2 protein-coding genes and 1 pseudogene are annotated in these 2,507 nt (G+C 50.9%); all 3 read left to right on the top strand.

Annotation, left to right across the window (positions count from 1 at the left end; genetic code table 11):
* On the top strand, nucleotides 1–792 hold a 792-nt coding region (locus tag STRDD11_RS09810), incomplete at its 5' end, for a cysteine desulfurase family protein (RefSeq protein WP_164828462.1).
* A 3-nt stretch (nucleotides 793–795) separates the two neighbouring features.
* Nucleotides 796–2,010, top strand: a complete 1,215-nt coding sequence (gene thiI, locus STRDD11_RS09805; RefSeq protein ID WP_128837172.1) for a tRNA uracil 4-sulfurtransferase ThiI — start codon at nucleotides 796–798, stop codon at nucleotides 2,008–2,010.
* Between the two features lie 102 nt (nucleotides 2,011–2,112).
* Nucleotides 2,113–2,507, top strand: a pseudogene (locus STRDD11_RS09800) (methyltransferase); the annotation flags it as partial.

Raw genomic sequence — 2,507 nt, 5'->3', positions numbered from 1 at the left:
GCTCCGGTTGACCAGAGCGGTTTTGTAGATGTGGACAGGCTGGCGGCTCTCATTCGGCCGGATACGACCCTGGTCTCTATCATGGCTGTCAATAATGAAATCGGCTCTATTCAGCCTATTCAGGCTATTTCAGAGCTCTTGGCTGATAAACCGGCCATTTCTTTTCATGTGGATGCGGTGCAGGCAGCGGCCAAGATTCCTAGAGCAGACTATCTGACGGAGCGGGTGGACTTTGCGACCTTTTCCAGCCACAAATTTCACGGTCTGCGGGGAGTAGGTTTTGTCTACATCAAGGCCGGCAAGAAAATCACTCCGCTTCTGACCGGCGGCGGTCAGGAGTCGGACAAGCGCTCTACGACAGAAAATCTGGCTGGGATTGCAGCGACGGCTAAAGCGCTGCGATTATCCATGGAAAATCAGGAGGCCTTTGCCAGCCGGACGGCCAAGATGAAGGCAGTCATTCTGGAAGAGTTGGCCGCCTATCCTGATGTAACGGTCTTTTCCGGCCGAGAGAATTTTGCGCCTCATATCCTGACCTTTGGTATCAGGGGAGTGCGGGGCGAGGTGGTCGTCCATGCCTTTGAGGACTACGAGATCTATATCTCGACCACCAGTGCCTGCTCCTCCAAGGCCGGCAAGCCAGCAGGCACTCTAATAGCTATGGGTGTCGAAAAGTCTCTGGCTCAAACAGCTGTCCGGGTCAGCTTGGATGCGGACAATGATATGGGTCAGATGGAGCAGTTTTTGACAACCTTTAAAATCATTTACGAAAAAACCAGAAAAGTAAGGTAAAGAATGCAGTATTCAGAAATTATGGTACGCTACGGCGAGCTCTCTACCAAGGGCAAGAACCGCATGCGCTTTATTAACAAACTCAAACGCACAATTCAGTCTATCCTGTCAGTCTATCCTGCAGTCAAGGTCACAGCAGATCGGGACCGGACCCATGTTTACCTGCATGGCATGGACTATCAGCCTGTGGCGGAGTCGCTCCGGCAGATTTTTGGGATTCAGAATTTCTCACCGTCCTATAAGGTCGAAAAGTCTGTACCTGCCTTGATCGAAGCCGTTCAGACCATCATGAAGGACGTCTATCAGGAGGGCATGACCTTCAAGATCTCCAGCAAGCGGAGTGACCACAGCTTTGAGCTGGACAGCCGTGAGCTTAACCAGGCCTTGGGCGACGCTGTTTTTAGAGCCATTCCCCATGCTCAGGTCAAGATGAAAGCCCCCGATATTGAGCTGCGGGTGGAGATCCGCGAGGAGGCAGCTTATATCTCCTATGAGACCATTCGCGGAGCAGGCGGTCTCCCTGTTGGCACATCAGGGAAAGGCATGCTTATGCTGTCGGGCGGGATTGACTCACCGGTGGCCGGCTATTTGGCCCTCAAGCGCGGTGTGGATATTGAAGCCGTACACTTCGCCAGCCCGCCCTACACCAGTCCGGGCGCTCTGAAAAAAGCGCAGGATCTGACCCGTAAGCTGACCAAGTTCGGCGGCAATATCCAGTTTATCGAGGTACCCTTTACCGAGATTCAGGAGGAGATTAAGGCCAAGGCGCCGGAGGCTTATCTGATGACCCTGACCCGCCGCTTTATGATGCGCATTGCGGATCGGATCCGCGAAGAGCGGGGCGGTCAGGTCATTATCAACGGTGAAAGCCTGGGACAGGTGGCTAGCCAGACCATTGAGAGCATGCAGGCGATTAACGCCGTGACCAATACACCGGTCATCCGCCCAGTCGTGACCATGGATAAGCTGGAGATTATTGAGATTGCGGAGAAAATCGACACTTTCCAAATCTCTATCCAGCCATTCGAAGACTGCTGCACTATCTTTGCGCCCGACCGTCCCAAGACTAATCCTAAAATCAAAAATGCTGAGCAGTACGAAGCCCGCCTCGATGTCGAAGGGTTGGTGGACCGCGCTGTCGCAGGCATCATGATAACTGAAATCACACCACAGGCGGAGACTGATGAAGTTGATGAGCTGATTGAGGGGCTGTTGTAGAAGAGAAAGAAGAGGACGGCATGCCTGCTATTTTACTGTTCATTCCCTTTCTTGGCTCCTTTTAATAAGGATGCTCTGCCGCGCGCAGCTTATTTTGCACCAATGGAAGGGAAAGAAAAAATTGCTTATGCGATTTACCAACTGAGCAATCTGGCTTTGTTCCTTATCTCCTTTTTGCTTAAGGATTAGGTTTGATTTTTTACGCTGGACTGACTGCTTACCTGCTTGGTTTGGCTTTGTGTGCTGCCAGCCTGCGGGATTTTGCCAGACCGGATGCGAATGGAATGAATGCAAGCGGACTTTATCGTTTTTCCTGCAATCCCATGTATCTGGCCTACTTTGTTTGTTTTTTGGGCATAGCTTTCTTGACTAAGTCGATGATTTTCTCTGTGTTACTCATGATTTTTCAGCTGTCAGCTCATTGGATTATTCTTGCTGAAGAGAGATGGTGCATGATAAAATTTGGAAAATCCTATCAGAACTATAAGGAACAGATC

The organism is Streptococcus sp. DD11 (assembly GCF_001578865.1).
GTDB lineage: Bacteria > Bacillota > Bacilli > Lactobacillales > Streptococcaceae > Streptococcus > Streptococcus panodentis.
Note: the sequence above shows the minus strand (reverse complement) of the source record. Positions and strands in the feature narration are given on the sequence as shown.

Bases quoted from the DNA above. Each gene is read 5' to 3' on its own strand.
- thiI (WP_128837172.1), top strand. From the start codon at position 796: ATGCAGTATTCAGAAATTATGGTACGCTACGGCGAGCTCTCTACCAAG.